This window comes from Streptomyces sp. NPDC058665 (assembly GCF_042714995.1).
In the GTDB taxonomy this organism is placed as follows: domain Bacteria; phylum Actinomycetota; class Actinomycetes; order Streptomycetales; family Streptomycetaceae; genus Streptomyces.
Genome location: NZ_JBHXRX010000072.1, coordinates 1 through 21,980, shown reverse-complemented (window position 1 = coordinate 21,980; position 21,980 = coordinate 1). Strand labels below are relative to the sequence as shown.

The following is a 21,980-nucleotide window of genomic DNA, read 5'->3' as shown; positions in this document are numbered from 1 at the left end:
GGAGAACGGAGTCGCTGTGGGGATGCGGCACCGGGTTTGGTCGCGTCGTGTGCGTTGGACTCCCGGGTCAGCAGCTCGTCCGGGAGGGCGTCCGGCCCCGATACCCGTGCGGAGAGATCTGCGATCTCCTGGCGCTCCGCCGCCAGTTCGCGCACCTTCCTCCGGGCCCCTGAGAAGCGTTCGACAGCCTGCGCCCATCATCGCCCTGTAGCTTCAGTATCTCCTGGAGCCCCTGCCGAGGACACACTCCTCGGCAGGGGCTCCCGCTTGCCGACGCCGGCGTTCTTCGCCGGCTTACCCCACCAGAAGCGTCCGACGAAGTCGGCACGGTTGCTTCGCCGTCCGAGCTGGCCGCGCGTCCCCGGGTTCAGGTCGCGAACCGGGCATCTCCGTTGTACGGCCGGGGTGTTGAGGGCCGAACGGGTGTGGGTGGGGAACGGAATCGGTTCGGGCCCGGTGGTTGTGGGGGCTTCGGTGCGCTCATATGCTGCCGAGAGCTGCCGTTTGAAACCTTTCAATCGTTGAGGGTGCGGCCGTGTGGAGGGGAGGTGGGTCGCCGGTGTTTCGCCTGGTGGTGGTGCCGGTTCTCTTGGTCGGTCTGCTGTTGTCGGGGGTCGGGCCGGCGAGCGCGGAGCCGGTGAGCGTGCGGCCGGGGGCGGAGCGCACCGTGACGCTGGTGAACAAAGACGCCGAGGGCAACGCCGCGATCCGGTTCGATGTGCGCGGTGAGGCCATCGACGCGCACGACGGGCAGATCCAGCGCTTCGGTGACACGTACTACCTGTACGGCACTTCGTACGGGTGCGGTTATGAGTGGAATACGCCCGGGGCGCCGTTCTGTGGTTTTGTCTCCTACAGCTCGCCCGACCTGGTGAACTGGACTCCGCGCGGGCCCTTGTTCGACGCGAGTACGCCGACCTGGCAGAGCCGGTGCGACGGCAGTACGTACGGCTGTTACCGGCCGCACCTGGTCCACAACAAGCGGACCGGCGAGTACGTGCTGTGGATCAACACCTACGACAACGGGGTCGGGTACCGGGTCTTCACCTCGAAGAGCCCGGTGGGTGGATTCGTCGAGGTCGCGGAGCCTGATCTCGCCGCGCCCGAGGGGCCGCCGCGAGGTGTCAACTACGGCGACCACCAGGTCTTCGTGGACGACGACGGTCAGGCGTACCTCGCCTTCACCGATTGGCGGCGCGACGGTGATCTGATCGTGGAGCGGCTGGACGATACGTACACGACGGGATCAGGTGACTGGAACCGGGTGGGAGTTCGCCGTACCGAGGCGCCGACGATCTTCAAGCGTGGTGGTACCTACTACCTCACCTACTCCGACCCGAACCGCGGCTACGCGACCACGGGCACCGGGTATGTCACCGCGGCCAGTCCGCTCGGCCCGTGGACCGGTACCGGTGTGACGCCGGATGCCTGGTCGGCCGACGGCGGCGCGCTCCGCATCGACGGCGGCGACACCGGTCTCAGCAGGGCAGGGGAGAGCTGGGGCGACTACACCTTCCGTGCGAAGGTGACGCCCGAGCGGGCGGCTGCGAGTGACTACGGGCAGGTGGGCCTGGTGGTCCGTGCCTCCAACGCCGGCAACCACCAGTGGCTGATCGGCAATTACCCGCATCCGGGCGCGACGGGCGGCAATCTTACGAAGGTGATCCCCGGCCGCCCGACGACCACGGTTCCGCTGCCGATGCCGATCACCACCGGCCAGAGCTACGACATCGAGCTCAGAGTCGCGGGCGACACGATCGAGACCCGGATCGACGGGCAACTCGTGGACACCACCACCGGGCTCGCGGCCACCAGCGGCAGAGTCGGCTTCCGGCAGAGCGACGGTGACGGTGAACGCGCCACGGTCGAGGGGGTGTCGGTGTCGGCTCCGGACGGGACGGTGCTGCTCGCGGACGACTTCACGGACGGCCTGGGCAAGTGGGACACCCCTGGCACGGTGATCACCGGCACCAACCTCACCACCACGTCGTGCGGCGGTCAGCCCACCGATGTACTTCCGATCAGGACGAAGACCGGCACGGTCCATCTCTACCAGTCGGACGTCTGGATGGACGGCAAGGCCAACGAGGCCCTCGCCAAGCACTATTGGCAGCCGCTGAGGTTCGACGACGCGGGCGCGATCCAGCCGATCGAGTGCGGAAACTCCTACCGGGTCACCATCCCGACAGGGCGCCCGACGGAGCTTCCGCCACCGGCCGCGATCTCCACCGGCCACGCCGGTTACCGCACCCACTGGGATGTGAGCGGTGGGCTCGCGCGGGCGCAGACCTTCACCGTTCCGAAGCACGGCAAGCTGACCGGGGTGCGCTTCACGAGCTTCCGGAGCGGCCACCCGGACGGTCCCCTGACCCTGGAACTGAGGCGCGTCCAGGACGGCGTGATCGGCGCGACGGTCCAGTCCGTCGAGATCCCCGCGAACCAGGTGTCGTGGGCCGCTCGTTGGGTCAGCCTCCGGCTCGACCGCCGGCTGCCGGTCCGGGCGGGCGATCAGTTCGCGGTGACCATCGGCACGAAGTCGACGTCCGGCGCGTACGGCATCGCCTACACCGATACCGCCCCGTACGCCGGGGGCCAGGCCATGATCAGCCACGATTCCGGGTCGACCTGGCAAGTCGAGACCGGCCGGAGCCTGCACCTCGAAGCGGAGGTCACGCCCTGAATCCTCGCGTTCGGTCAGCACCGGGAAGTGAAGTGCGGTGGCGCGGCGGCCGTTTCGTGCAGATGACGAATCCGCACGAAACGGCCGAGACGCGTCGGCAGCTGACCGCCTGACATCGGGGACGAGCGGGCCGGCTTCTTGGTCATGTCCGGCGGGCTACCGCCGGCGTGCGTCCGGGCGCTGCGGCGCCTCACCCAGGACGGTGGCGAACAGCGCGTCACGGAGCGCCACTTCGCGCGGGTCGTTCCACAGGTGGAAGCCGCACCGGTTCATGGCGTAGGCGAATCCGACACCGGTGTCCGGGTCGGCGAAGGCGAACGATCCACCCAGTCCCATCGTGCCGAACGCCGTGCCCGCGGAGGAGCCGAAACGGAACCGGGGAAAGGGCTTCATGTAACCGAGGGAGTAGAGCGTGTCGACACGCAGCACCTGGTCCCGCAGCCCTTCGGAAGGCGAGCGAGCGGCGCGGGTGAGGGCCCCCAGGGTGGCCGGGGCCAGGCCGAGTGCCTTGCCTCCGGTCGCGGCATCGCCGTACAGCTTGGCGATCGAACGCACCTCGCCGATGCCGTTGGCGGCGGGTATCTCCAGGGCGTGCACGTCCGGGCGGTTGAATGCCTCGACCTTGCTCAGCTCCCTGGGATTGCCGAACGCCCGCGCGGAGAGGCTGCGCGGGTTGCTGAAGGCCAGAACGAACGGCAGCGGCATCTCGCCGACATGCAGGAGCATTTCGAAACCGGCGAAGCCGTGGATGTGCGCGATGAGCTCCGGATCCACCGTCGACGGCAGCCCGATATGGAACTCCGCTTCGAGCGGGGCGGCGATCTCCTCGGCGAAGTAGCGGCCCAGGCCGCGCCCTTGGGGGTCCACCCGGCGGATCAGTTCACTCTCGTAGTAGCCCAGGGTCTGCCCGTGGTAGCCGTGCCGCGTCCCCGGTGTCCACGCCGGGCGCTGCTCGGCCAGCGCCGCGGACAACACGCGCGGATCCGCGAGGTCCGCCAGCTTCAACTGCCGGTCGATGACCGGCAGCCCGGCTTGGTGCGACAGCAACTGGCGTACGGTGACCTCACTCTTGCCGGCCTCGGCGAACTCGGGCCAGTAGGCGGCCACCCGTTCGTCGTAACTCAGCAGTCCCCGTGCGTGGGCGACCGCGACCGCCAGTGACGCGACCCCCTTGGTGGTGGAGTACACCGGCACCAGCGTGTTCTCCCGCCAGGGCTCCCGGGTCAGGCCGTTGCGGTAACCACCCCAGAGGTCAACGACCTTGACCCCGTCCCGGTAGACGGCACACGCGGCACCGATCTCCCGGCCGTCGGCGAAGTTCCGCCGGAACGCGTCCGCGACGGCACCGTAGCCCTCGTCCACATCGCCGTGGACCATGGCCATCGGCACATCGAGTCTCAACACCATACGAGAACAGTAAAGCGCTCGATGGGCTTTCGACCTGGCAGCCCTGACGGTGCGCCGGATGCTGCCACTGCCACGGCCACAGCTGCGACGGCCCGGACCCTGGTCCGGCAAGTCCCCCCACGCGATGCCGCATTGACGTGATTTACCGATGATCGTAGGCTGCCTCGCCGTCAGCTCCGACCGTGCCCGTGACCCAACTCCCCGGCGTACGCAGGGCCGTTACCGTCAAGGCCGCTGCTCGACCGGCACGTACGTCCGCACCACTCCGTACCCACGATTCCGGACCCACGATTCTGGGAGACGCATGTGAAAAGACGTCGCGCGGCCACCTGGGCCGCCTCATCACTCGTCGCCACCCTCATGCTGGCCGGCACTCTCACAGGCCCCGTCGCCGCGGCGCAGGACCGGGCGGGGGAAGTCGCCGGTGCGGCCGAGCCCGTCACGCACGCGGAGAACGACCGCGTCCCGGAGGGCTCCGTCTGGACGCAGAGTTACTTCCCGTCCGCGGACGACTCCGGCACCGAACTGCACGCCGATGTCCTGCTTCCCGAGGCACTCGCCAAGAAGAAGAAGCGGGTGCCCGTCATCCTGTCGGTCGGTCCGTACTTCGGGCACTCGGGGCAGACCGGTGTCGAGGACTGGACGCACACCGGCCCCTCGGCCCGCTTCCAGGACTTCATCGAGGGCACGGACCTCTTCGACGAGGGGTACGCCTTCGTCATGGTGGACCTGCGCGGCTTCGGTGGCTCCACCGGCTGTCTCGACTGGGGCGGTCCGGGTGAGCAGGCCGACGTCGAGGCCGCCATCGACTGGGCGGCGAAGCAGCCGTGGTCCACCGGGGCGGTCGGTATGTACGGCAAGTCGTACGACGCCGTGACCGGGCTCATCGGCAACAACCTGGACCAGCGCGCGCTCAAGGCCGTCGTCGCCCAGGAGCCCGTGTGGGACATGTACCAGTACATCTACTCCAACGGCGTGCCGCGCCCCAACGTCACCGGCACCGCCAACGCCTACAACTCCATCGCCACCCTTGGCCAGATGGCGGACGACGACGCGCGCTATCTGGCCAACGCCCGCTGGGAGGAGACCCACCCGGAGTGCCTCACCGAGAACTCGGCCGGCTACCGAATAGCCGACCAGCGTGACAAGCACTGGACCTCCCGTGACCTGGCCAGGATGGCCAAGCGCACCGACACCCCGCTGTTCGTCACACAGGGCTTCATCGAGAACAACACCAAGCCCGAGGAGATGCAGGAGTACCTCGCCAACCACAAGGGCCCCGAGCGCGGGTGGCTCGGACAGTGGGACCACGTGCGGGGCGGCGACCGCACCAGTGACGGGCGTCTGGCCATGGGCCGCGAGGGCTGGTACGACGAGACGCTCTCCTTCTACGACCAGTACCTCAAGGGCATCAAACCGAAGGTCGACTACCCGGCCTACTCGGTCCAGGACTCCACCGGCACCTGGCGCGCGCAGAAGACGTGGCCCGTCGTGGAACGGTCCGTCACCCTCCCGCTCGGCGACGGCTCGTACGTGGACGACGGCGGAGTCTCCGCGCTCCTGGGCCTGGGTCGGGGCCTGGGCCCGTCCGGCGATGCGACGCCGCGGCAACGCCAACAGCCTTCCGGCGAGTGGGACATGGAGAACGCTCCCGCGCTCGACCCGGCCGCGCCGAAGGGCCTGGCCGAGGGACTGGCGAAGCTCCAGAAGTCCGGCGAGATCACGTCCAGCTTCTTCGTCTGGTCCAAGCCGGTGAAGCAGGCCGTACGGGTCACCGGCACTCCGCAGGTCTCGCTGACCGCCAAGGGCGAGGGCAACGTCATGGTCAAGCTGTACGACGTCGCCCCGGACGGCACCGCCGTCATGTTCGACGAGCAGGTCTCCCTGCTGGATTCGGGCAAGTTGACGGTCGACCTCAAGGCCACCGACTGGACCCTGACGACCGGGCACGTCCTGGCGGTGGAGATCGGCTCCATCCAGACCGGCTCATGGCGTGACACGCCCTCCGGCGAGACGATCAAGGTCAAGAACACCCGGATCGAACTGGCCCTGGACAACCCGGCCGACGACCGCGCCACCGCCGGGGCCCGCGCACCGTTCCTGGACACCTATCTGCGCCAGTACACGGTGGATCTGCCGGCCGGCCCCGCATCGTTCACGGTGCCCACCGGCGGGCGCCACTGACCCTCCGGCGTGGCGTCCGAGGGCTTCCTGGGCATGGCCCACGACCAGGAAGCCCTCGGACACATCGTCCGGTTCATTTCTGCCGGTTCATTTCTGGCGGGTCACGTATCCGATGAGCTTGCCCATGTTCGACACGTACGCGGACGAGCTGATGCCGAGGGGGCGTTCCCGGGGCTGATACGGAGGTTCCAGCGGCGGGTCCTCGGGGTTGTACGGCGAGGTGTCGCGCGGGTCGCCGACGTTCTTGCTCATGTACGCCCGGCCGTCGTACGGCTCCGTCGAGCCCGGTCCCAGGTAAGGGTTGGTGACGGCGTCGAGGGGAGTGAGCCAGTGGTTCCTCGTCCCGAGGCCGTCCACCAAGGTGGCCGCTTCGGCGTCCGTGACCTCGGGCAACGGAAGAGGCGCGTCCCGCAGGAGGTCGGAGAGCTGAAGGTCTCGCGGGGAGAAGTAGCGGGGCAGCGGGATCCGGTCGCCGTGGCCATGGCCCCCGGCAGGGGTGAGCGGCGAACGGGCACGCAGGTCGGCCACCTCCGAGGGTGTGAGCGCGGCGAGTTGGGCGTAGGTGCTCCGCAGGGCGTCGACGTCGACCGACCGCCCTCCCGAGTAGTGACTCAGCGTGCTCGTGTGGTCGTAGTCGTAGTAATACGCGCCGTTGCGGATGTTCGAGCCGAAGCGATGGACGAACTTCGGGCGATTGGTGCCCAGTTCGACGAAGGTGGGGTGCGTGCGGCCGGCCAGCAGCGGGTTCTCCTCGATCTGACGGCTCGTCAGCAGACAGCTCTCCAGCCAGTCGAGAGCCTCGGGAACCCGGTTGAGGTAGGCGCGGTCGCCGGTCAGCCGGAAGTAGTGGAACAGCTGGGTGACATTGGTCTGAGTGGTGTGCGTGGTCAGGGCGCGCGGCTCGTAGGACCGGGCGCCGGCGGGTGCTCCCGCGGGCCTGCCGTTCCTGGCACGTGACAGATGCTGGAGGGCCCAGCCGGCCTGCGGTCCCGGCTGCTGCATACGGCGCAGGCACTCCATGGCGCGGTGCACCGGGGCAACGAGGTCGCGGCGGCCCAGTGCCGATACGCACATGATCAGGAACTTGATGTTCTCGCCGAGGACGTCGTCGTTGAAGGTGACGTGCTGCGTGTACTCGCCGTCCTCCATTCCGTGTTGGACGTCCTTCGGCAGCCACGGGGGGCGCTGTTCGGGCCACGGGGTACGGCTGACCGCCCCCGGGAAGGCGGGGTAACGCTGCGGCCAGCCTCCGTCGGCGGCGCCGCCGCGGAACTGGGACGCGAGCACGAAGTCGAGCGCCCGTTCCAGGGACCGCCTGAACCGGGGATCGCGGCGCTCGACGTAGAGCCGCAGGATCAGCTGGGCGGCGACCGAGGTGCCCGCGTCGTCGAAGGTGGCGTTGCCGTAGTAGTGCTGGAACTCCTCCAGGCGCCATCCGCCGGAGCCGATCGTGTCGTACCAGTCGCGCAGGGACTCCTCGCCGGCGAAGTCATGGATGTAGTTCCAGCCGCCGACGGGGAGTTGGGCCTCGACGAGCGCCAAGCCGGTACGGACGGCGGCCCGGTGGAAGAGCTCGTCGCCGGTCGCGTGGTACGCGTCGAGCATGCTGTGCCCGACGGACGGTGTACCGGGCGGCTGGACCCAGCACATGGTGCGCTTGGCCTCCATCTCGCCCCAGGTGACGGACAGGTCGGGGAGGTAGTTCCAGACGTATCCGCCCTTGTAGGAGACGGTCCCGTCCATGAAGGCGGCGGCCCGGCGCATCGCACGGACGGTCTCGGCCCGGCGGGCCGACGGGGCGGAAGCGGACTGCGCCGTCCCGGGCGGGAGCAGGGCGGCGGACGCGAGAATCGGGGTGACGGCGAGTTGGCTGAAGGTGCGGCGGCTCAGGGGCTTCTTCATCCGGTGAAGTGCCTTCCTCATGTGGTAGCCGAAGCGGGCGCGGCACATGAGAGATCTTCAAGTCGGTGAACACATATGCCGCGTTCAACAGAGAGAAGGTAGTGAGTCCCGCAAGGCCGTACAAGGATATGGACAGCACTTTCGTACGGGAACATGGATGCCTGCCGAGGCCGGAGCGGGTGCCGGCTGGGCCCGACTCGTGATCAGTTGTACGAGGAGGCCAAGAGGCGCAACGTCGAGGGCCGTTCGTCGATGAACAAGCAGGAGTTGCGCAAGGCGCTCGGACGCTGACGGCTACCGGCGTGACGGCGGCCGTGGCGTCGCGGTGCTCTCGCCCACGCGGGCCTCGACGCACTCCCGTTCACCGTCGGCCGACGCGGGGCTGAAGCAGGCGCGGACCGTGCCGCCGGACCGGGCCGCGGTCATGTCGGTGTAGACGTACGTCTCCGTGTCGGCCCTGTCCTTGACACGTACGCCGTGGTCCGGGCCGCCGACCGTGATCTCCAGCCGGTCGCCGATCCGCGTCCCCCACATCCGCGCCCAGCTCGCGCCGCACTTCTCGCTGTGGCGCACCTCCATATGGGCGCCGGTGGCGGTGCGGTACGTGGCGAGGGTGTCGGGCGCGATGCCGCAGACCAGGCGCATCGGGTCCCGGCCCTCGCAGTCCTCCGCGCGGCACTGGGCGGCGAGGGAGTACGGGGCGGAGGCCGGCAGCGATTCGTCCCCCGGGGTGTCCCCGTCCGGCAGCAGGACCAGTGCCAGTGCCACACCCCCGGCGAGCAGGGCGTACGCCGACGCCAGCACCACCATGAGCCGGCCCCTGCGGCGGCGCGGGCGCCCGGTCTCCGGAGCCCGCGCCTCCTCGGCGGCGGCGGAGGTGGCGGCGGCAGGGGCAGGGGCCGGCGCCGCCGCGCGTCCGCTCCAGGACGACTCGGCGATCTCCCACAGGGCCAGCAGCCGCCCGTCCGGTTCGTCCGCTTCCCGGCACAGCTCCTGTACGGCCTGACGAGGAGGCAGGCTCTTGCCGTTGAGGTAACGCTCCCAGGAGGACTTGCTGTACGTCGTGCGTTCCGACAGCGCGGCCAGGCTCAGCCCCGTACGGGCCCGCAGTCGCCGCAGCTCCTCGGTCAACCGGGCGTGTTCCGCGGTCACTTCGGTGCCGCCCCGCGCAAGGACTGCCAGGTGTGCGGGCCGATGACACCGTCCACGACCAGCCCGTCCCGGGTCTGGATCCGCTCCACCGCGCGCTGCGTCTGCGGGCCGAAGATGCCGTCGATGTCCCCCGGCGAGATGCCCGCCCGGCGCATCAGGCACTGTGCCTCGGCCACTTCGGGCCCCATGTGCGTGTACGCCAGGATGGTGTCCGTGGTGCTGCTGTGGCCCGCGTACCAGCGGCCGTCACGCTGCTCCGGCCGGCAGGAGTAGACGACCGGGATCAACGACTCGGACACGGTGGCCGGGACCGCGACCGAACCGGCGCGGTCCGCCAGCTCCGCGCGCGCGTCGGCGAGCCGCACCGCGAGCAGAAGCGCGGCGGAGACGGACAGCACCAGGGCCACGGCGCCCGCCGCGATCCCGGCGCGCAGCCGACGCCCGTACGGCTGCCGCTCCGTGGGCGGGTGCGACGGCGCCGCCGGGGTGTCTTCAGGACCGCTTCCCGGGGCATCCGCGGTGACCACGTGTCCCTCCGCCCAGCGCTCGGCGGCGATCTCGTGCAGTGCCAGCAGCCGGGTCGGATTCTCACCGCCGACGCGGGCCATCGCCTCGACGGCCTCCCGGGGCGGCAGCGATCCGCCGTTCAGATACCGCTGCCACGATCTCGCGCTGTACCCGGTCTTCACGGCCAGTTGGCGTGTGCTCAGCTCCCCCCGGTCCTTCAGCCCGCGCAATCGCACGACCAGATGGCGGACCTGTGGGTGCAGTCCGGCGGGCAGCGCCTTCCACCGCGGCATATCTCCCCCACTCGCGTCCGGGACCGTGGGGCCGACCCCGGCGTCCCGGTCTCATTCTGCATCAGCCCTCCCTGCGCTCATCGAGCGGGAACCCACCCCCGTACGGAATCGGCCATCACCCCCGCTCACGATCGTCCCGCCACGGCGACTTCGCGCCCGGTGTTCCCGCAGGTCAGCGCGTGGGACATCCCGGGATGACGTCACTTCCGCGCGAGCTGTGGCGCGAGATCGCGCCGGTCCCGCAGGCTCCATCGCGGAGTCGGCCACGCGCGATCGGCCCGCTCCGCGCATCGCACATCAACGGTAGGGGAACAGCATGCGAGCTCTCACGAAGGCACTCGTCGGTGCCACCGCCGCGGTCGGGATCGCCGTCGGCGGCCTGGCCACCACGGGCACGGCCATGGCCGCCCCCGCACCGGCCCAGCGGCAAGCGGTGAGCACCCAGGCCGCGCCGCTCGCGGTCGTCAACCTCGGACTGAGCACCGCCCAGGCGACGGACTGGCAGTGCCAGCTCCGCGTACTGGGCTACACCCCGGGCACGATCGACGGGCGGCTGGGCAGCGACAGCTGGAAGGCGGCGCAGAGGTTCTTCAACGACCTGGGCCTGAAAGCCGGCAAGCCCGACGGGATCGTCGGAGCGAACACGGTCATGGCGCTTCAGCGCTTCTTGAACATGAACCTCAAGGAGAACCTGAAGGTCGACGGGGTCGCCGGAGCAAAGACCAAGGCCGCGTTCGCGGAGTACGCCAACCTGCTGCGCAGCATCTGCTGAGGCGTCCGACGCCCCCACACCCCCGCACACCGCGCGGCCCGTCCTCTCCCCAGCGGGAGGACGGGCCGCGTCGCGTCGCTCCCCCCGGCCGCCGACCAGAGGATTCGCCAGCCGGTACGACCTGATTTACTCTCGTATGTTGAGTATGGGTGGATTCGTGCGTGTGAGAGCGAGCCCACCCGTTTCAAACGGCCCGGAGCGTCGCGGGGGCGACGCGAACCCCGGGACCGAGGAGCTGGGGACAGCACCCGCTCCGGAAGGCACGGGATGACGTTTGCACAAGGTTCGACCACTGGTCCGACCGCCGCGATGGCCGATGCCGCGGTGGCCGTGCTCGACGCGGCCGGAGCCGTGACGGGATGGACCGGGCACGCCCAGCGCCTGCTGGGCTACCCGGCCGGAGAAGTCGCCGGCACGCCGGGGGCCCTTCTGCTGGACGCGTCCGAGGACGGCAAGGCCGTCGCGGCGGACGTGGCGGAGCGCACCCGTACGGGCGGCGACTGGTCGGGGCGGCTGAAGTTCCGCCACCGGGAGGGCCGCACCCTGTCCCTGGAGGTCCGGGTCTCGCCGCTGACCGGGCACGGCGAGGACGGTCCGAGCGGCTGGCTGGTCGTCGCGGCGAACGCGCGGACGAGCGCCCAGGCGGCCTGGAACGCGGCGGTGTCCGCCGCCGTCGTCACGTACTCACCGGTCGCCACGGTCATCTGGGACACGGGGCTGCGCTACCTCTGGGTCAATGAGGCGCTCGAATCCGAGAGCGGGATTCCCCAGGACCGGTGGGTGGGCCGGACCATCGAGGAGGTGCTGGGCGACGCGCTCGACGTGGCGTCCTTCGAGGCGGTGATGAAAGAGGTCCTGCGGACCGGCAGTCCCGCGCTCGGCTACGAGTACACCAGGCGCATCCCGAGCGATCTGGACCGGAGCCACACGTACTCCATCTCGCTGTACCGCCTGGAGAGGGGCGACGGCACCCCGCTCGGCATCTGCGGCCTGCGCTCGGACGTCACAGGAGCCCGCCGTAACCGGGAACACCTGGACACCCTCAGTGAGGCCGGCAAGAAGATCGGCACCACCCTGGACGTGATGCGCACCTCGCAGGAACTCGCCGATTACGCGGTCTCCCGGCTCGCCGACTACGTCACCGTCGACCTTGTCGACACCGTGCCTCTGGGCGGCGAGCCGCTGGAACGGATCGGCATGGACAACGGCCGGATCCCCGTCTTCCGCCGCGCCGGCGTGTCCTCGATCCACCAGGGAACCCCGGAATCGCTCTTCGAACGCGCCAAACCCGTGTTCGTTCCCCCGTCATCGCCCTTCACGAAGGCCCTGGGCACCGGCCGCCCGGTCATGGAATGCGTCCTGGACACGACGCCCGGCAACTGGCTCGACCAGGACCCGCAGCGCGCCAAGGTCATTCACGAGACGGGCATGCACTCCCTGATCATCGTTCCGATGGAGGCGCGCGGCGCCGTGCTGGGTGTTGTCGTGTTCGTACGCAACGACACCCCGACGCCGTTCGACGCGGACGACCTGTGGCTGGCGACCGAACTGGTCGCGCGCGCGTCGCTGAGCCTGGACAACGCCCGCAGATACGCCCGTGAGGCGGACGCGGCGCTGGCCCTGCAACGGCATCTGCTCCCGCAGCGCCTCGTGGGAAGCAGAACGGTGGAGGTCGACGCGCGGTATCTGCCGGCGGACATGGCCAGCAAGGTCGGCGGCGACTGGTTCGACGTGATCCACCTCAGCGGCGCCCGGACCGCCCTGGTCATCGGCGACGTGGTGGGGCACGGGATCAACGCCGCGGCCACCATGGGCCGCCTCCGTACGGCGGTGCAGACCCTCGCGGAGATGGACCTGCCGCCGAACGAACTGCTGGCACGCCTGGACCGCACCGTCGTACGCCTCAACCAGGAGGGCGCTGAGGGTCTGGGTCCTGCCGCCATCGGAGCCACCTGCCTGTACGCCGTGCACGACCCGATCAGCGGGCGACTGGACATCGCCAGCGCGGGGCACCCGCCTCCGGTGATCATCCACCCGACGGCGGGCGCCGCCATCCCCGACATCCCTTCGGGGACGCCCCTGGGACTCGGGGTGAACTCCTTCGAGTCCGCGGAGATCGAACTCCCCGAGGGGAGCACGATCGCCCTCTACACGGACGGTCTGGTCGAGACGCGCGACGACGACATCGAGGCAGGGATCGACCGCCTCGCGGACGCCCTCACACCGCCCCAGGCGGCCCTGCGAGAACTCTGCGACGCCGCGCTGGGAAGCGCCGACACCAGCACTCTCACCGACGACGCCACATTCCTGGTGGCCCGCTGCCACGATGTGAGCGCCGACCGTGTGGTCTCCTACGACATCCCGCCCGACCCCTCGGCCGTGCCCCGGGCCCGCTCGACGGTCGCGGCCCAGCTGCGGAACTGGGGACTGGACGACCTGGTGGCGAAGACCGGGCTGATCGTCGACGAACTGCTCGCCAACGCACTCACCCATGGCGCGCCGCCCGTTCGGCTGCGCCTGGTCTTCCACGACGTCCTGCTCTGCGAGGTCTTCGACGCGGGAGCCGGTTCACCCCGCCCACGCCAGTCCGGGCCGCCGGACGACAACGGACTCGGGCTTGTGATCGTCGCCCACTCGGCCGACAGCTGGGGATTCCGCCGTACGACGGACGGAAAGGTCGTCTGGGCGGCACTCCGCACACGAAGAGGTACCAGGCATGACGCCTCGTGAGAGGACAGAGAAACGAACCCCGGCCACGACGGATGGCCCCGGGTTCCGGAGCCGGCAGGACAGGAGTCTTCGTCTCGGCAGGGTTCACGATGCCTCTGTGCGCATCGGCTCGTCCCTCGAAGTGACCGAGACGGCACAGGAGTTGGCCGATCTGCTGGTGCCCGGTCTGGGCGATCTCGTGACCGTCGACCTCGCCGAGGCGGTGGTCGTCGGCGACGAGCCGCCGAGAATGGTGGGCGGTGGAAGGCCGCATCTGCTGCGTTCGGCCATCGCCTCGGCGTCAGGAGCCTGGCTGGGCAAGGTCCTTATGCCGGGGGCGCCGTATCCGGTCCTGCCCGACAGCGCGCAACTGCGTGAGATCCAGATGGGCGAGGTCATCACCATGGACCGCGCCTCCGCCGCGGAGGCCCTCGGCGACGGCGACCTCGCGGAGCAGTTCGTCCCGCCGTTCGGGGACTCCGTCACGGTGGCGCCGCTGATCGCACGCGATCTCATCCTGGGCACGGTCTCCGTCTGGCGTGAGGAACAGCCGGAAGCCTTCCAGGAGGACGAGAGGAAACTCCTGGCGGAAATCGTCTCCAGGGCCGCACTCGGCATCGACAACGCCCGCCGCCACAACCGTGAACAGCGGGCGGCGGTCACGCTGCAGGAGCGACTGCTGCCCAGCGCGACGACGTCATCGGCCGCCGTGTCCACGGTGGGGATCTACCGGCCCGCGGGCAGGGGCGCCGGTATCCGGGGCGACTGGTTCGACGTGATCACGCTGCCCTCCCTCCGGGTCGCGCTGGTGATCGGCGATGTCGTCGGCCACGGTCTGTCAGCCACCGCGACGATGGGGCGCCTGCGTACGGCCATACAGACTCTCGCGGATCTGGAACTGGACCCCGCCGAACTCCTCGCGCACGTCGACGAACTCGTCCAGCGCCTGGCGGCGGAAGCGCCCACCGACCAGAATCCGGTCGGCGCCACCTGCCTCTACGCCATTTACGACCCGCTGACCCGCCAGTGCACTCTCGCGAGCGCCGGGCAGCTTCCCGCGGTCGCGATGCGGCCCGGCGGCTCGACGGAATTCATCGATGTCCTGCCCGGTCCGCCGCTGGGTGTGGGCGGGGTGCACTTCGAATCCAAAACCCTGGAACTCGAACCGGACAGCGTACTCGTGCTCTACACGAACGGCCTGCTCGAACCGGACCACCATGATTCCGAGTCCGGCATGCACCGTCTCCGCTCCCGGCTCGCCTCCCTCAACGAGGAGGGCCGCTCGCTGGAAGCCATGGGCAATTCACTGCTCAGCGATCTGGGCAGCAAGCCCACGGACGACGACATCGCCTTTCTCCTCGCGCGAACCCGCGCCGTCCCGCCGGACTCCATGGCGAGCTGGGAGTATCCCGCCGAACCTGACTCGGTGGGGCTCGCCCGGAGGGACATCATGGGTCAACTGACGGGGTGGGGACTTCAGGCCCAGGCCATGGACACCGAACTCGTGATCAGCGAACTCGTCACCAATGCGATCCGGTACGCGGGTGGTCCCGTCGGAGTGCGTCTGATCCGTGACAATGTCCTTATCTGCGAGGTCACCGATTCCAGCAACACCCAGCCGCGACTGATCCGGGCGAACGCCACCGACGAGGGAGGCCGGGGTCTTTTCATCGTCGCCCAGTGCACGACGCGCTGGGGCAGCCGTTACGGTCTCCGCGGGAAAACGATCTGGACCGAGCAGCCGATCACCTGACCGGCAACGCCCCTTGGGCAATGCCCTTGAGACGTAACGCCCCTTCACGTAACGCCCCTTGAGTACGGAGGACAGCGATGTCCCAGTCCCCCCGCCCGTTCCGCTTCGGCGTCAGTCTCCTCACCGTCGGCTCCCGGTCCTCCTGGCACGCCCGGGTCCGCGAGGCGGCGGATCTGGGATACGACGTGCTCCAGGTCACCGACCACCTGGGCACAGCCGCACCCTTCCCGGCCCTGGTGTCGGCGGCCGAGGTCACGCGTATGCGGCTGGGTACGTTCGTGCTCAACGCCGGCGTCGTCAGCCCCGCCTACCTCGCCAGGGAGGTCGCCGACGTCCACCGTCTGACCGACGGCCGGCTCGAACTGGGGCTCGGCGCCGGGTACGTGCCGGCCGAGTTCGAGGCCTGCGGCCTGCCCTTCGGTACGGGCGGCGAGCGGCTGCGCAAACTGGCGGACACCCTCGCGGCGACACGATCCCTGCTCGCCGCCGAGGCGGACGCGCCCCGGCCACCGATCCTGCTGGGCGGCGCCGGTGACCGCATGCTGCGCTTCGCGGGCCGGGAGGCCGACATCTTCAGCTTCTCCATCATGGCCGGGGTGACGCCGGACATGGCCCCGGAGGAGGCGCTGGCCCGCCGCGTCGGGATCCTGCGCGAGGGTGCCGGCGACCGGTTCTCCGACATCGAGCTGAACCTCTTCGTCGCGGCGGTGGCCGGCAGCCGGGCCGAGGCCGACCTCGCGATCATCGGCCGGGCCAGCGGCCTCCCGGAGGAGCAGCTCACTCAGCTGCCCGGTGTGCTGGTCGGCTCGCCGCGGGAGCTCGCGGACCGGCTGGAGCGGTACCGCGAGCGGTTCGGCCTCACCTACATCAGCGTGCTGGAGCCGCACATGGCCGCGTTCTCCGAGGTCATCAAGCTCCTGCGCTGACATCGATTCGGCCCTGACGGAGCGGGGAATTCTCTCGAAAAGCTCGAACCCGGGTGCGAAGAAGAGGACCGCGGGATAGCCGCGGTCACGGACGTCCGCGGCGGCGGCAGCGGTTGCGGCCCTCTCCGGTGCTGGGGAGGGTAATGCCGTGTGCAAAAGACGCAGAGGATTGGGGCAGCATGTACCAGTTTCTCGTTTCTTTCGCCGTCCAGCCCGAACATCGCGACGAATTCATTCGGGCAGCGCGGAAGACAGCACGTGATTCCCTGGCGAACGAGCCGGGATCGGCGCGGTTCGAGCTTCTGCAGGACGAGAAGGAGACGAATGTCCTGTATCTGAACGAGGTTTACGCGGACGCCGCCGCCTTCGAGGCGCATGCCGGTGGTCCGTATTTCGGGGAGTTCTTCGCAGAGGTCAGCGCATACGCCGAAGGACCCACCTGGCTCATGCGGGGAAATCTCATCGAGGACGAATCGGCCGGCACCTGATTCGGCACGGGGCGGGAGTACGGCCCCGCGCCGATCCGCACCGGCAGCTCCGCCGCCCCGTTTCACCCGTCTGCCGCCGCACGCTGTCGCGCATGGTGCGGGTGGCTCGGGCACCGTGGCCGTAGCGCTCGACGGCGGGCGCGGGGAACGGGAAGACGGGGAAGGCGTGAGTGGATGAACGGCTTTATGGCCGCACTGTCCCTGCTGGCCCTGACCCTGCTTGTCGTCGCCGGCGGCTACGGCGCCGCGCGGGCGTTGCGCGTCTCCCACGAGCCCCTGGCCGCCCAGCCGTTCGGCTCCGGGCACGAACCGGCCGAGCACGCGGTCAGCCGGTTTCATATGCGCTGGTACACGGTCACGATGCTCTTTCTCGCCTTCGACATGGAGATGGTCTTCATGTATCCGTGGACGCTCGTCATCTCCGTGATGGGCCCCACGGCGGTGATCGAGATGTTCGTCTTCCTCGGCGTGCTGCTCAGCGGAGTCGTCTACGCCTGGCGGGAGGGGGCGTTGCGATGGGCGTGAGGGACTTCGTCGTACGCGCCGCCGCCCGCCGGCCGCGCGTGCTGCTGGTGACGACGCCCGGCGGGACGCGCGTGCGACTGGCTGCCGAGAGGGAACTGCGGTGCCGGGGCTGGGCGGTGGCGTCGACGCCGGCCGGAGCCGACCTGCAGCTCGTGGCGGGCCCAGACTGCGCGGCTTCGGCATCCGAACTGGACCGGTTGTGGGACGACATGCCCCGTCCTCGCGTACGTCTGCGGGTGACGGCGCCCGATGAGGTGCCATCGGCCCTCGACGCGGGGCGTGCCCGGCTGGGGGAGACGGAGCGCGGGCGGCGCCCGCAAGGCCACAGCGCCCACACGGACATGCCCGGCGACCGGCCCATGGCCCAGCTCGGCGAGGACCGGGACGGGCTGACCCTGGACCGACTGCACGTGTCGCTCGGCCCGTTCCTCACCGACTGGCCGGCCGGACTGGTCGTCCGTGTGGTGATGCAGGGCGACGTCATTCAGCGGGCACGGCTCGGGGAACCGTACGGGACCGGCCCGGCAGGCCCGTTCTGGAGCCGGCCCTGGAGCCGGGCATCGGCGGGCGAGCCCGTGCCCCTGGCGCAGGCCACCCGGCGGCGCGCGGCGGCCCATCTGGACAGTCTGGGCCGGTTGTTGTCGGTGGCGGGCTGGCCGGCCGAGGCCGTGACCGCCCGGCGGCTCCGCGACGACCTGCTGGAGCGGGCACCCGCGAACGACCTTCTGCCCCGGACGGTGCGCCTCTCACGGCGCGTCGGGCGGTCCCGGACCCTGTACCGGCTGACCCGGGGCATCGGCCCGCTGACCGCCGCCGACGCGCGCGCCGCGGGCGTGAGCGGACCCGCCGCGCGGGCGGGCGGCGACGTACCGGCCCGCTACCGGCAGTGGCTCTCGGACACCGTGGACGCCGTGGACGACCTGCGGCGGCTCGACGGCGACGCCACCCCTCTCGACCCCGTGACGCGGGAGAGCCCGCGCGGCCGGTGGGACTCGGACCGGCCGCCGTCCGCCGCCCTGGCCGGTCTGTTGCCCCGGCTGCTGGAGGGCACCGAACTCGCCGCCGCCCGCCTCCTCGTCGCGAGCCTCGACCCGGACCCGGACGAACTGCCCGTCAGACGCCCGGAGGTGGCGCGTGGTTGAGGCGGGAGCGTGGTGGACGCTGCCGGTGGCCCCGGCCCTCCTGCTCGGCCTGGCCGTACTGGCCGTGGCCGGCGACGCGGCGCTGGACGACCGCCGCTCCGGACGGACCGTCACCCCCGCCGGTGCGCTGAGGCCGCTGCTCGCCGTGCCGCGCGCCCTGGTCGCGCAGCCCCGGCGGCTCCCGGCCTCCGACCGGCGGCTGTGGCGCGTGGGTGTGATCACCGTGCCCGTCGCCGCTGTGCTGTCGACGCTGGTGATCCCGTTCGGGAACCATGTCGTCGCCGACCTGTCGGTGGGGGTGGTGTGGTTCAACGCCATGGAAGTGCTGACCTGGGCCGGGCTGTGGCTGGCCGGCTGGGGCCCCGACGCGGTGTTCTCCCTCGTCGGCGGTTATCGCTTCCTCGCCCAGGGCCTGGCCTATGAACTTCCGCTGATGTTCGCGCTGATCTCGGCAGCCACCGGCGCCGAGTCCCTGCGTGTCACCGACATCGCGGGTGCGCAGTACGGCCTGTGGTACGCGGTATGGATGCCGTTCGCCTTCGCCATTTATCTGGCCGGGGTGCTCGCCTTCAGCTTCCTCGGCCCGTTCGCGTATCCGGCCGGCCGCGACATCGCCGGCGGTGTGCTGGGGGAGACCTCCGGCGTCGACCGGCTGCTGCTCCAGGCGGGGCGGTGGCTGTGGCTGGCGGCCGGAGCCGCGATGGCGGTGCCGCTGTTCCTGGGCGGCGGCGCCGGTCCTGGGCTGCCCGCCTGGGCGTGGTCGCTGGTCAAGACGGTGCTGGTGCTGGGGCTGCTGGTGTGGGTGCTGGGGCGACTGCCGGTGCTCCGTGCCGACCGGTATGTGGAGGTGGCCTGGGTGGTGCTCCTGCCGGCGGCGGTCGTGCAGGCGCTCGTACCTGCCCTCGTCAGCCTCGGCCCGTAGCGCCGCTCGTACCGAACCCCGAGTCCCACCCGACCTGTTGACCCCGTGGAGAAGGAGCGCGTGATGGACGTGACGAACACCGTGCTGCTGTGGGCGCTCGGCCTGCTCGCCCTGACCGGCGGCGTCCTGGTGTTCACGCTCCGTTCGATGGCCCGCGTCACCTTCGCCCTGCTGGGCTGTCTGGTGTGCGTCGGCGGCGTGGTGACCCTGCTGGGGCTGCCGTACCTCGGTGTGGTGATCGTGCTGATGATGGTCATGGAGATGGTGATCATGGCCGTGTTCATGATCGCGTACATGATGGATCCGGCCGGTCTGATGCCGATGTCCATGGTGCACAACACCCGCGGCGCGCTGGTCATCAGCGGTGCGGTCTTCGCCGCGCTGGTCGCAGGGATCTTCCTGGTCCCCTGGCCCGGCCGGACGGGCGTACGGCCGAAGGACACCACCTTCCAGCTGGGCAGGTCGCTCATGGAGGACCAGATGCTCACCATGATCACCCTCGGCTTCGTCCTGCTGGCCACCATGGTCGGTGCCACCGTGCTCGCCACCCGGCGCGGCCGTTACGACCGGTTCGGCGACGAACTCGACCGGCGCCCCGCCGACGACCCGGCCGGCGGGGGAGTGGGCCGATGACGTTCGAACTGCTGCTGGTCCTCGCCGCCGGACTCTTCTCGACCGGGCTGTACGGAGCGCTCTCCCAGCAGTCCATCGTCATGATCATGATGGGGATCGAGCTGATGATCGGCGGTGTCATCGTCGCCGCCGCGGACTTCTGGTCCTTCCTCTCCCCGGCCGCCCCCGGCGGACAAGTGATCGTCGTCGCCGCCGTGTTGGCGATGGCGGTCGAGATGGCCATGGGCTTCGCCGTCACCACCGCCATCTACCGCGCCCGGCGGGTCGACATGACCGACATGGCCGAGGACCTGAAGGGATGAGCGCGCTGCTCTGGCTGCTGATCACGCTGCCGCTCGGCGCGGGAGCGGTGCTCGCCGTGACGGGGCTCACCGCGACGGGGCGACGGTACGACCGGCTGATCCCCGCCGCCGCGTTGACGGCGTCCGTGGCGACGCTCGGTGCGGCGGTCGCCGCGGCTCTGACCCGCCCGGCCGCGAGCGCGCCGCTCTTCCCGGGGATGGACGCGGGGCTGGCGGTGGACGGTCTGTCCGCGGTCATGGTGGTCACCGTGGCCGCCGTCACCACCGCCGTCCTGGCCTTCGCGGCAGGGGAGTTCGGCGCGGGGGAGTTCGGCCCCGACGAGAACCGCGGCCGGTTCTTCGGCCTGATGCTCGTCTTCTCCGGAGCCATGCTCGTCACCGTCACGGCCACCACGCTGCCGCTGCTCCTGATGGCCTGGGAGGCGATGGGCGCGACCAGTTGGGCGCTCATCGGGTACGGATGGCGGGGCCCCGGCAAGACAGCCGCCGCCGATGTCGCCTTCCTGACGACCCGTACGGCCGACCTCGGTATCTACGTGGCGGCGGGCGCCGCCCTGGCCGGGGGCGTCACCACCCTGCGCCTCGGCAGCCTGCCGGGGGCCGTTTCGCCGTGGCAGCACGTGATCACCGCGGGCGTCGTCCTGGCCGCGCTCGGCAAATCCGCCCAACTGCCGTTCTCCTTCTGGCTGTCACGGGCCATGGAGGGCCCCAGCCCGGTGTCGGCGCTGCTGCACTCGGCGGCCATGGTCGCCGCCGGTGCGTACCTCCTGCTGCGCCTTGAACCGCTGCTGGCCGCGACCGGCTGGGCCGGACCCCTGGTCGCCTGGTCCGGTGCGGTGACCGCCCTGGTCCTCGGCCTGGTCGCCGCCGCCCAGACCGACCTCAAGCAACTGCTCGCGGCCTCCACCTGCGCCCAGATCGGATTCGTCGTGCTGGCCGCCGGCAGTCACGGCGTGGCCGGGGGCACCACCCAACTCGTCGCCCACGCCGCCACGAAAGCGGGCCTCTTCCTCGCCGCGGGGGCCTGGCTGACGGCACTGGGCACCAAGCGACTGCCCGCCCTGCGCGGCGCTGTCCGTACCGGTCGGACGGTCGGCGTGGCCTTCACCGTCGGTGCGCTGACCCTCGCCGGGCTGCCGCCCCTGTCCCTGTGGGCGGCCAAGGACGAGGTGCTCGCCGCCGCCCGTGGCGAGGGAACGGGCCTGTACGTGGTCGGACTCGCGGCGGCGGCCGTCGCCACCGTCTACAGCGTGAAAGCGCTCTGGTACGTCACCCGCCCGCTCCCCTCCGACCTGGGCGCCGGCTACGACACCGAGCCACGGGGCGCCGAGCGACACGGCCCCCGGTGCACCGCCCGTACGACCCCGGTCCCCCTCATCGCGCTCATCTCCGCCGCGGCCGTCCTCGGCGTACTGGCCCTGCCGGGGCCCGCCTCCTGGCTCAGAAGCCTGCTCGGCGCCGCAGGGGAGCAGGCTCCCGAGCCCTGGGAGTTCGCCCTGTCCGCCGGCCTGACCCTCGCTGTCGCGGGCCTGGTCTGGTGGTGGGCGACCCGCCCCGCGGCCGTGTCTTCGAAGTCCCGCCTGGCCCGCGGCGTCTGGCACGGCACCTCGCCGCGTTGTCGGAGTCGTGCGAGTACGTCCAGTACGAGCACGATCCTCCGCCTTGCGATGCACCGCACCAGAC

The 21,980-nt window shown here is 70.5% G+C and carries 18 protein-coding genes; 14 read left to right on the top strand and 4 right to left on the bottom strand.

Annotated elements, in window-relative coordinates:
• Positions 1 to 577: 577 nt before the first annotated feature.
• Positions 578 to 2,680: a family 43 glycosylhydrolase gene (locus tag ACFWV8_RS32675; protein ID WP_384212538.1), complete on the top strand. Its 2,103-nt coding sequence runs from the start codon at positions 578 to 580 to the stop codon at positions 2,678 to 2,680.
• Between the two features lie 156 nt (positions 2,681 to 2,836).
• Here ACFWV8_RS32675 and ACFWV8_RS32670 read toward each other — a convergent pair whose 3' ends face one another.
• Positions 2,837 to 4,087, bottom strand: coding sequence for a serine hydrolase domain-containing protein (locus ACFWV8_RS32670; RefSeq protein ID WP_384212533.1), 1,251 nt, complete (start codon positions 4,085 to 4,087; stop codon positions 2,837 to 2,839).
• A gap of 306 nt (positions 4,088 to 4,393) precedes the next feature.
• Here ACFWV8_RS32670 and ACFWV8_RS32665 point away from each other — a divergent pair, with 306 nt between their 5' ends.
• Entirely contained in the window at positions 4,394 to 6,271 is a 1,878-nt protein-coding gene (locus ACFWV8_RS32665; RefSeq protein ID WP_384212527.1) for a CocE/NonD family hydrolase, read from the top strand.
• Positions 6,272 to 6,358: 87 nt separating this feature from the next.
• On the opposite strand, the gene ACFWV8_RS32660 is transcribed toward ACFWV8_RS32665, so the two are convergent.
• A complete protein-coding gene (locus ACFWV8_RS32660) occupies positions 6,359 to 8,173 on the bottom strand; it encodes a pectate lyase (RefSeq protein WP_384212521.1) in 1,815 nt (604 codons plus the stop codon).
• 153 nt (positions 8,174 to 8,326) lie between these two features.
• Here ACFWV8_RS32660 and ACFWV8_RS32655 point away from each other — a divergent pair, with 153 nt between their 5' ends.
• Complete coding sequence (locus tag ACFWV8_RS32655; protein WP_384212559.1) at positions 8,327 to 8,464, top strand: hypothetical protein; 138 nt, start codon at positions 8,327 to 8,329, stop codon at positions 8,462 to 8,464.
• A 3-nt stretch (positions 8,465 to 8,467) separates the two neighbouring features.
• Here ACFWV8_RS32655 and ACFWV8_RS32650 read toward each other — a convergent pair whose 3' ends face one another.
• Positions 8,468 to 9,325, bottom strand: coding sequence for a DUF2690 domain-containing protein (locus ACFWV8_RS32650; RefSeq protein WP_384212515.1), 858 nt, complete (start codon positions 9,323 to 9,325; stop codon positions 8,468 to 8,470).
• Positions 9,322 to 10,125 (bottom strand): peptidoglycan-binding protein, encoded by an 804-nt coding sequence (locus ACFWV8_RS32645; RefSeq protein WP_384212511.1) that lies wholly within the window; start codon positions 10,123 to 10,125, stop codon positions 9,322 to 9,324. Before ACFWV8_RS32645 ends, ACFWV8_RS32650 begins: the two co-directional genes overlap by 4 nt.
• Before the next feature lie 316 nt (positions 10,126 to 10,441).
• Between ACFWV8_RS32645 and ACFWV8_RS32640 the strand changes: the two genes are divergently transcribed.
• The 11 genes from ACFWV8_RS32640 to ACFWV8_RS32590 form a co-directional block, all read left to right on the top strand.
• Positions 10,442 to 10,897: a peptidoglycan-binding protein gene (locus ACFWV8_RS32640; protein WP_384212504.1), complete on the top strand. Its 456-nt coding sequence runs from the start codon at positions 10,442 to 10,444 to the stop codon at positions 10,895 to 10,897.
• Between the two features lie 267 nt (positions 10,898 to 11,164).
• A complete protein-coding gene (locus ACFWV8_RS32635) occupies positions 11,165 to 13,627 on the top strand; it encodes a SpoIIE family protein phosphatase (protein ID WP_384212498.1) in 2,463 nt (820 codons plus the stop codon).
• A gap of 97 nt (positions 13,628 to 13,724) precedes the next feature.
• Entirely contained in the window at positions 13,725 to 15,359 is a 1,635-nt protein-coding gene (locus ACFWV8_RS32630; RefSeq protein WP_384212495.1) for a SpoIIE family protein phosphatase, read from the top strand.
• Positions 15,360 to 15,436: 77 nt separating this feature from the next.
• Positions 15,437 to 16,285 (top strand): TIGR03621 family F420-dependent LLM class oxidoreductase, encoded by an 849-nt coding sequence (locus ACFWV8_RS32625; protein ID WP_384212492.1) that lies wholly within the window; start codon positions 15,437 to 15,439, stop codon positions 16,283 to 16,285.
• 179 nt (positions 16,286 to 16,464) lie between these two features.
• Positions 16,465 to 16,773: a putative quinol monooxygenase gene (locus tag ACFWV8_RS32620; RefSeq protein ID WP_384212489.1), complete on the top strand. Its 309-nt coding sequence runs from the start codon at positions 16,465 to 16,467 to the stop codon at positions 16,771 to 16,773.
• A gap of 174 nt (positions 16,774 to 16,947) precedes the next feature.
• Positions 16,948 to 17,298 carry an NADH-quinone oxidoreductase subunit A gene (locus ACFWV8_RS32615; RefSeq protein ID WP_384212487.1) on the top strand — a complete coding sequence of 117 codons (351 nt, stop codon included), beginning with the start codon at positions 16,948 to 16,950 and terminating at the stop codon, positions 17,296 to 17,298.
• A complete protein-coding gene (locus ACFWV8_RS32610) occupies positions 17,289 to 18,440 on the top strand; it encodes a hypothetical protein (RefSeq protein ID WP_384212484.1) in 1,152 nt (383 codons plus the stop codon). The genes ACFWV8_RS32615 and ACFWV8_RS32610 overlap by 10 nt, the downstream gene beginning before the upstream one ends.
• A complete protein-coding gene (locus tag ACFWV8_RS32605; protein ID WP_384212480.1) occupies positions 18,433 to 19,362 on the top strand; it encodes an NADH-quinone oxidoreductase subunit H in 930 nt (309 codons plus the stop codon). The genes ACFWV8_RS32610 and ACFWV8_RS32605 overlap by 8 nt, the downstream gene beginning before the upstream one ends.
• Positions 19,363 to 19,425: 63 nt before the next feature.
• The gene (locus ACFWV8_RS32600) at positions 19,426 to 19,995 is read left to right on the top strand and encodes an NADH-quinone oxidoreductase subunit J (protein WP_384212477.1); all 570 of its coding nucleotides are present in this window, start codon (positions 19,426 to 19,428) and stop codon (positions 19,993 to 19,995) included.
• Positions 19,992 to 20,297, top strand: coding sequence for an NADH-quinone oxidoreductase subunit NuoK (locus ACFWV8_RS32595; protein ID WP_384212474.1), 306 nt, complete (start codon positions 19,992 to 19,994; stop codon positions 20,295 to 20,297). Before ACFWV8_RS32600 ends, ACFWV8_RS32595 begins: the two co-directional genes overlap by 4 nt.
• The coding region (locus tag ACFWV8_RS32590) for a proton-conducting transporter membrane subunit (RefSeq protein ID WP_384212471.1) at positions 20,294 to 21,980 on the top strand (1,687 nt) is incomplete at its 3' end. The genes ACFWV8_RS32595 and ACFWV8_RS32590, both read left to right, overlap by 4 nt.

Bases quoted from the DNA above. Each gene is read 5' to 3' on its own strand.
- ACFWV8_RS32670 (WP_384212533.1), bottom strand. From the start codon at position 4,087: ATGGTGTTGAGACTCGATGTGCCGATGGCCATGGTCCACGGCGATGTG.
- ACFWV8_RS32660 (WP_384212521.1), bottom strand. From the start codon at position 8,173: ATGAAGAAGCCCCTGAGCCGCCGCACCTTCAGCCAACTCGCCGTCACC.
- ACFWV8_RS32655 (WP_384212559.1), top strand. From the start codon at position 8,327: ATGGATGCCTGCCGAGGCCGGAGCGGGTGCCGGCTGGGCCCGACTCGT.
- ACFWV8_RS32645 (WP_384212511.1), bottom strand. From the start codon at position 10,125: ATGCCGCGGTGGAAGGCGCTGCCCGCCGGACTGCACCCACAGGTCCGC.
- ACFWV8_RS32640 (WP_384212504.1), top strand. From the start codon at position 10,442: ATGCGAGCTCTCACGAAGGCACTCGTCGGTGCCACCGCCGCGGTCGGG.
- ACFWV8_RS32635 (WP_384212498.1), top strand. From the start codon at position 11,165: ATGACGTTTGCACAAGGTTCGACCACTGGTCCGACCGCCGCGATGGCC.
- ACFWV8_RS32625 (WP_384212492.1), top strand. From the start codon at position 15,437: ATGTCCCAGTCCCCCCGCCCGTTCCGCTTCGGCGTCAGTCTCCTCACC.
- ACFWV8_RS32620 (WP_384212489.1), top strand. From the start codon at position 16,465: ATGTACCAGTTTCTCGTTTCTTTCGCCGTCCAGCCCGAACATCGCGAC.
- ACFWV8_RS32615 (WP_384212487.1), top strand. From the start codon at position 16,948: ATGAACGGCTTTATGGCCGCACTGTCCCTGCTGGCCCTGACCCTGCTT.
- ACFWV8_RS32610 (WP_384212484.1), top strand. From the start codon at position 17,289: ATGGGCGTGAGGGACTTCGTCGTACGCGCCGCCGCCCGCCGGCCGCGC.
- ACFWV8_RS32600 (WP_384212477.1), top strand. From the start codon at position 19,426: ATGGACGTGACGAACACCGTGCTGCTGTGGGCGCTCGGCCTGCTCGCC.
- ACFWV8_RS32595 (WP_384212474.1), top strand. From the start codon at position 19,992: ATGACGTTCGAACTGCTGCTGGTCCTCGCCGCCGGACTCTTCTCGACC.